The 945-nt window shown below is 43.0% G+C and carries 1 pseudogene; it reads right to left on the bottom strand.

Going from position 1 to position 945, the window contains the following annotated elements:
* Positions 1-766 (bottom strand): annotated as a pseudogene (locus ACP45E_RS15245) (gamma-mobile-trio recombinase GmtY); the annotation flags it as partial.
* Positions 767-945: the final 179 nt, after the last annotated feature.

Raw genomic sequence — 945 nt, 5'->3', positions numbered from 1 at the left:
AACCGCTCTTCCGATCTATTGGATCAAGAAACACATCATCAACCCACAAGTGCAGGGCATCACTTTCTCTAACCCCAGCCCCGTGCATCAACAGTAAAATCAATTGATCGCGAATAGCCACTCTTGAATCTCTCGCGCTGCCGACACCGTCGATAAAAAATGCTTTAAATAGCTGTTCGGGAAACGAAATCGCATCACCGTCTACTTTAATCACATCTTTTTTCCCGCGAACTTTCCTCACTCTTTTCAGTAGCTCTGTAGGCGCATTTTTTTTGATATGACCAAGAAAATCATGTTGATTTCTTTTATGCCACGCCGCGTAATTCAGTCGCTCTTGGTGAGTGGTTGCTTCTTCAAAGTCGTTAAGACTGCTTGTATTTTTATGGATAGAGAGCCAATCCGTTAAGCCGTTCAATGCCGACAGGAGTTGGTTGACGTTAGAAACTGACCTCGGTAACCAAAACAAACCTGAGGAATCAAATCCTTCTTTGTCGATAGTGCCTGATGAGAGTCGTTGCACAAAAGATTGAAATAGGAGGCTTGGCTCTGAGAATAGTCCCCGATTGGCTTCCATGTATTCCAGTAATAACTGGCATGCAAACACAACTCGGTTCATCCAAGGAAGGCTTTTGATGTGAGACTGACTAACTATGTACTCAAGCAGGGGATCGAACACGCCCTGATCTGTCATTAATACAGGGATGTCGAGCATTAAACCTGAGTGGTCAATTTTGACCTGAGCTTGAACTTTGACGATCGCAGACATCCAACACCACATCAAACGAAACTGGTATTAGTAGGTATAGTAGAGGAATTGCTATTGATCTAATGGAATAGAGATTAAGGGTAGAAGGTGAAACTGAGTACTTTAAGGGGATTTAGTATAGAAAGAAGTGCTATAGATATAAGTTATTTTGCAAACATCAGAAGGGTGGAAGCCCCCGC

It is taken from the genome of Vibrio genomosp. F10 str. 9ZD137 (assembly GCF_049974785.1).
In the GTDB taxonomy this organism is placed as follows: Bacteria; Pseudomonadota; Gammaproteobacteria; order Enterobacterales; family Vibrionaceae; genus Vibrio.
Note: the sequence above shows the minus strand (reverse complement) of the source record. Positions and strands in the feature narration are given on the sequence as shown.